Origin of the sequence: Verrucosispora sp. SN26_14.1 (assembly GCF_004307965.1) — a bacterium.
GTDB lineage: Bacteria > Actinomycetota > Actinomycetes > Mycobacteriales > Micromonosporaceae > Micromonospora.
The window spans coordinates 1-5,818 of the sequence record NZ_SISL01000370.1; the positions used below are offsets into that span (position 1 = coordinate 1).

5 protein-coding genes are annotated in these 5,818 nt (G+C 72.4%); 2 read left to right on the plus strand and 3 right to left on the minus strand.

The annotated features are described in order from the left end of the window. On the plus strand, positions 1-1,624 hold a 1,624-nt coding region (locus EYA84_RS24660), incomplete at its 5' end, for a PP2C family protein-serine/threonine phosphatase (protein ID WP_343232785.1). Between the two features lie 10 nt (positions 1,625-1,634). On the opposite strand, the gene EYA84_RS24665 is transcribed toward EYA84_RS24660, so the two are convergent. Next, positions 1,635-2,192, minus strand: coding sequence for a MarR family winged helix-turn-helix transcriptional regulator (locus tag EYA84_RS24665; RefSeq protein ID WP_131055790.1), 558 nt, complete (start codon positions 2,190-2,192; stop codon positions 1,635-1,637). 98 nt (positions 2,193-2,290) lie between these two features. On the opposite strand from EYA84_RS24665, the gene EYA84_RS24670 reads away from it, so the two are divergent. After that, a complete protein-coding gene (locus EYA84_RS24670; protein WP_131055792.1) occupies positions 2,291-3,418 on the plus strand; it encodes a PP2C family protein-serine/threonine phosphatase in 1,128 nt (375 codons plus the stop codon). 10 nt (positions 3,419-3,428) lie between these two features. Here EYA84_RS24670 and EYA84_RS24675 read toward each other — a convergent pair whose 3' ends face one another. Both EYA84_RS24675 and EYA84_RS24680 read right to left on the minus strand, forming a co-directional pair. Then, positions 3,429-4,916 carry a sugar transferase gene (locus EYA84_RS24675; RefSeq protein WP_131055794.1) on the minus strand — a complete coding sequence of 496 codons (1,488 nt, stop codon included), beginning with the start codon at positions 4,914-4,916 and terminating at the stop codon, positions 3,429-3,431. 209 nt (positions 4,917-5,125) lie between these two features. Continuing rightward, a partial coding sequence (locus tag EYA84_RS24680; protein WP_131055796.1) for a VWA domain-containing protein occupies positions 5,126-5,818 on the minus strand: 693 nt, incomplete at its 5' end.

A 5,818-nucleotide genomic window follows, 5' to 3' on the forward strand; every position in this document is an offset into this window, starting at 1 on the left:
CGCCACCGGCCGTGGGCGAGCCGGCCGCCTCGGCTCCGCCCCCTCGGTGGACCCGGATCTCGCGCGGGAACTCCTCGACGGGCTCGCCGAGGCGGTGCTGATCGCCGACAGCGTCGGGCAGGTTCTCCTGGTCAACGCCACGGCCAGCGCGCTGCTGCCGGAGCTGCACCCGGGCGTCGCCCTGCCCGGCTCCCCGGTGACGATGCTGTCGCAGGCGTACGCGACCGGCGCGGACGACGTCGAGGGTGAGCACCGGGAGCGGCTGCTCCGGGGCATCCGCCGCCCGTTGGCCGGTGACCGGTCGGCGTGGTACGTGCGGGACGTCACCGACGACCACCTGCGCGCCGAGGCGCTGCGGACCGAACGGGGGCGTACCGACTTCCTGGCCCAGGCCGGCCGCCGTCTCGGCCTGGCGCTACAGCGCGAGCAGGCGCTCCAGGCCGCCGCGACGCTGCCGGTGCCGTACCTCGCCGACCTGGCCCTGGTCGTGTACCTGCCGAGCGGGACGGTCGAGTACCAACCGCAGTGGATCCGGCACTCCGGCCACGGATCGACGCCGACCCTCGGCGCCGCCAGCTGGGACGCGGTCAGCGCCGTACCCGGGCTGGTCGAGGCGCTCGACGGGGAGACCGGCGTCCCACGGCCCTGGCCCGTCACCGAGCGCGGCGGAGCCGGGCCGCTGATCCCCGACGACCTCGATCCGGCCGCGACGCTGCTGGTCAGCCCGATGCCGGGGGCCGGGCGGACGGCAGGCGCGCTGGTGCTGGTGCGGACCGGAGCACGTGACGGGTTCGACCGGCGCGACGTCGAGCTGGTCCGGGAGTTCGCCGCCCGAGCCGGTGCCGCCCTGGCCACCGCGCAGCTCTACGACGAGCAGATCCACCTGGCCCGGGTCCTGCAGAACAGCCTGCTCCCGCCGGACCTGCCCGCCGTGGGCGGCGTACGGCTCGCCGGTGGGTACCGGGCGGCCGGCGACAGCCTGCGCATCGGCGGTGACTTCTACGACGTGCTCCCGACCGACGGGGGCGCGCTGTTCGCCCTCGGCGACGTCAGCGGCAAGGGCGTCGGCGCGGCCGTGCTGACCGGCCGGGTCCGGCAGTCGTTGCAGACGCTGCGGCTGGTCGAACACCGGCCCCGGGAGTTGCTCGCCCTGCTCGACCGGGCTCTGCTGGACATCCCGGACGCGACCCGTCGCGGCCAGTTCACCACCCTGCTGCTGGGCGCGCTGCATCCGGAGCCGGACGGCGGGCTACTGGTACGGGTGGCCGGCGGCGGGCACCCGCCGCCGCTGCTGGTCGACGCTGCCGGGACGGTGACCCCGGTCCAGGTGGGCGGCATGCCGGTGGGTGCGGTGCCGGGGGCGCGGTTCGACGAGGCCGAGATCCGCCTGCGGCCGGGTGAGCTGCTGCTGGCCCGCACCGACGGGGTCACCGAGGCCCGGGGCGGGCCGCACGGCACCGAGATGTTCGGCGAGCGGCGGCTGCACCGGGCCCTGGTCGAGGTCGCCGGGTCGTCACCGTCGGCGCTGGTCGACCGGGTGCTCCGGTTGGTCGACGAGTGGTGCGGCGGGCACCGGCACGACGACGTGGCGATGCTGGCGGTGGGCCCGGCCGGGCACGGCTGAGCGCCGCCGGTCAGGCGGTGCGGGAGACCGAGGTCTCCCCCGCGGACCAGCCCCGTGCCGGCGGCTCGGCGACGTGCTCCACGGCGGTCAGCCCCGCCGGCAGCTGTTCCGGGTGCGTCTCCTGCTGCGGCACCAGCGGCGACACCGGCCGCATCACCCGCGCCCGGGCCGCCGCGTCGAACTCGCGCAACCCGTGCAGCAACGCCTCCCGGGCCTCCGGGGCCATCGCGGCGAGGATCGTGGCCAGATGCTGACGGCGGTCCTCGCGCAGCTCGGCGAGGAGCCGGCGGGCCTCGGCGGTGAGGTGCAGCGAGATCTCCCGGCGGTCGGCACGGCCGGGCTCGCGTTCCAGCATCCCGGCGGCGACCAGCCGGTCGCAGAGCCGGCTGGCCGAGGAGAGCAGCATGTCCAGCCCGGCGGCCAACCGGCGCAGGTTGATCCCGTCCTGCCGTTCGACGAGCATGACGGCTCGCAGCTGGGCGGTGGAGATCCGGTTGGCCGTTCGTTCCCGTGCACCGTCCCAGACGGTCAGCAGGGCGCCTGCCGCGGTATCCAGCTCGGCAGCCATACTCGTCTCAGGTCCCGGTGGACCATGCAGTTCCGCCATGGTGGGCCTGAGCGTACTCCGATTCTGTCGCCGCATGGGCTTGTGATCAAGGAGAGACGATGAGCGAGCCGGTCGACGAGGCCCGTGCCACACTCACGGCGGCCCCGGCAGACCTGCTCGTCCGGCGGGTCGCGGAGCTGCTGGAGCGGGAGTACGGCATCACCGAGACCGAGCTGCTCCAGGTCGACTACCGCCTGGCCGCGCTGCTCCCGCTCACCGGGGGCGACGAGGTGACCAGCCCCGGTCACCCCGCCTGGCGCTGTTTCGACCACGAGACCCCGGTGTACGCGAACGGCACCGGTTACCTGCCGGTCAACATGCGCGGTGAACGGCGCGGAGTGCTCCGGGTCGCGCCGCTGGCCGACGACGGGCTGCTGGGCGAGCTGCTGGAGATCGCCACGTCCCTGGCCCACGAGCTGACCGCGGTCGACCCCGGCACCGACGTGTACCGCATCGCCCGGCGTACCCGACGGCTCACGCTCGCGGCCGAGGTGCAGTGGGAACTCCTCCCCGGGCGCAGCCGCACCCGGCCCTCGTTCAGCCTGGCCGGCCAGCTCGAACCCGCGTACGCGGTGCGTGGCGACAGCTTCGACTGGTCCGACGACGGTGAGCGGGTCTGGACCGCGACGATCAACGGGATGGGCGAGGGGGTGGCCGCCTCGATGCTCACCACGCTGGCCACCTGCGCACTGCGCAACGCCCGACGGGCCGGCATCCCGCTGGCCGACCAGGCGACCCTGGCCGACCAGGCGATCTACGACCTGCACCGGGGTGAGCAACATCTCTCCACCCTGCTGCTCGAACTCGACCTGCGGACCGGCCTGCTCACCGCCGTCGACGCCGGTTCGCCCCGGCTGGTGCTGCTGCGGGCCGGCCAGGTCACCGTGCAGCCGCTGGAGGCGCAGTTCCCGCTCGGCATGTTCGAGGGGACGACCTACGTCGAGCAGTACATCCAGCTCCAGCGCGGCGACCGCCTCTTCATGATCAGCGACGGGGTGATCGACGCCACCGGGCGCAACATCCGGTACGGCGAGACCGCACTGGACCGGATGTTGCGCCGTACCGCGCCGATGACTCCGCTGGACGCGGTCCGTTCCCTCCTCGGCGATCTGCGGGCCTTCGTCGCCGGCGACCTGACCGACGACGCGGTCGTGGTGTGCCTGGACTGGACCGGCCCGCAGCCGTAGCCACCTCGGGTCAGTACGCGCCCCGACTGTTGATCACCGCGCCGAAGGTCTTCCAGAGGATGGTCAGGTCGGCCGCGAGCGACCAGTTCTCCACGTAGTAGAGGTCCAACCGGATGCCGTCCTCCCAACTCAGGTCGGATCGGCCGCTGACCTGCCAGAGACCGGTCATTCCGGGCTTGACCAGCAGACGGCGGGCCACGTCGCCGTCGTAGCGGGCCACCTCCGACGGCAGCGGCGGCCGGGGCCCGACCAGGCTCATCTGCCCCAGCAGCACGTTGACCAACTGGGGAAGCTCGTCCAGGGACCACTTGCGCAGCAGCCGACCGACCCGGGTCACCCGGGGGTCGTCCCGCATCTTGAACATCAGGCCGTCGGTCTCGTTGCGCACGGTCAACTCGGCCAGCAGGGCGTCCGCGTTCACCACCATGGTGCGGAACTTGAAGACGCCGAACTCACGCCCGCCCTGACCCACCCGGGTCTGCCGGAACAGCACCGGCCCCCGGCTGTTCACCTTCACCGCGAGCGCGATGGCTGCCAGCAGCGGCAGCAGCAGGGTCAGCGCCACCAGCGAGACCGAACGGTCGACCAGCCCCTTGACCAGTTTGCGCACCCCACGGAACTCGGGTGCCTCCACGTGGATCAGGGGCAGCCCGGCGACCGGGCGGGTGTGGATGCGCGGGCCCGCGACGTCGGTCAGCGCCGGGGCCAGCACCAGGTCGATGCCGGTTCCCTCCAGCTGCCACCCGAGCCGGCGCAGCCGGGTGGCGGTCAGCTCCCCGCAGGCGGTGACCGCGACCGTGTCCGCACCGATGGCGTCGGCGGCCTCCGGGATGCCCCGGAACGAGCCGACCACCGGCACGTCACCGAGCCGCTGCGCCACCGGAGCCAACAGTGCGTCCGGGATGCAGGCGCCGACCACCTGGTAGCCGGCGTACGGCTCGCGGCGCAGCGTGTGCACCAGCTCCAACACGTGTGCGGTGTCACCGACCACCAGCACCCGCCGAGACCAGCCCGTCCCCCGCGACCGGGCTCGGTGCAGACGTTTGCGCGCGGCGAACCGGGCCACTTCCAGCCCGATCGTGCCCACCGCGAACGAGATCGCCAGGAAGCCACGGGACACGCCGACGTCGGCGACGTACCCGAGGATCGCGACGGCGCCGGCCAGCCGGAGGCTGGCCATGCTCACCCGCCGGTACTCGTCCGCGCCGTAGCCGACCACCCGGTCGTCGTAGCAGCGCAGGACCTTCAGGGAGACCAACCAGGCCAGCACCAGGGCCGGCGCGAACAGGACGTAGGGCACGTGGGTACCACGTGGCACGGATTCGCCGAATCGAGCCGCGTAACCGATGAGCACCGCCACGGACAGGACGGTGGCGTCCAGCACGACCAGGGAACGGACGTACGTCCGCTGGTCGCCACGCACCGACCCGCTCGATGGCGGAGTGTCACCCGATCGCGATGACGATCTGGCGGGGGTCAACAGCGTCGCCGAGGTCACCAGCCCTCCCACACTTCGCTCGGAGACGGCCCGGGACCGGCCGGGACGGAGGCCAGATCTGCCGGTGCACGAGAACATCCTGCCTTGATAACTATGACGGCCGATTGCTTCGGACGTATTGCCGTCACTTTCCGGGGTGGAGGACGACCGGAAAGGGGCCTGTCGTACCGCTTTCTCCGGTACCGCAGACCCCGTCCCTGTGCATTCGCTCAGGCCGGCGCCTTCCTCAGGGCGATCGCCCTGAGGAAGATGTCACTGATGTTGGTGGGGTCGGCGGCGATGAACGCCCCGCCACCGGCTGCCCCGGCGATGGTGTCCAGCTCCGACTTGCTCACCTCGGTGCCGATACCCACGATGATGACCTGGATCGGCTGCTCCGGGTCCTTGATCCGATCGAGCTCGGCCAGCAGATCACGTTGCGAGATGCCGTCCGGGTTCTCGTTCTTGCCGTCGGTGAAGAGCACGATCGAGTTGACCTTGCCCGGTTCCCAGTTGCGCTGGACGTCCTTGTAGGCGGCCAGCAGCGTGTCGTACAGCCCCGTGTCACCGCTGGACGAGGTGACCGTGTCCAGTCCCCGCTCCAGCGTGCCGCGCTGCCGTGACAGCGGCCCGATCGGCACCAGCTCGCGGTAGTCCCGCGACCCGGCCAGCTTGGTGGAGAACACCCACAGCCCGATCGACCAGGAGTCGTCGAAGAGGTTCAGGCCGCGCCGGGCCGCCTCGATGGTGACCTGTTGCCGGGTTGCCCCGTTGGCCGTCGGCACGGTCTTCTTCATCGAGCCCGAGACGTCGATGATGCAGAGCATCCGGCCGGACAGGGTCGCGATCGACCAACTCGACACCGCCCGCTCCACCGCGTCCGGCGCCAGTCCGCCGGCGGCCACCCCGCCCTGCGGCTGTCT

What these genes read in the sequence shown, in the direction of transcription:
- EYA84_RS24665 (WP_131055790.1), bottom strand. Translation starts at nt 2,192, where the DNA reads ATGGCTGCCGAGCTGGATACCGCGGCAGGCGCCCTGCTGACCGTCTGG.
- EYA84_RS24670 (WP_131055792.1), top strand. Translation starts at nt 2,291, where the DNA reads ATGAGCGAGCCGGTCGACGAGGCCCGTGCCACACTCACGGCGGCCCCG.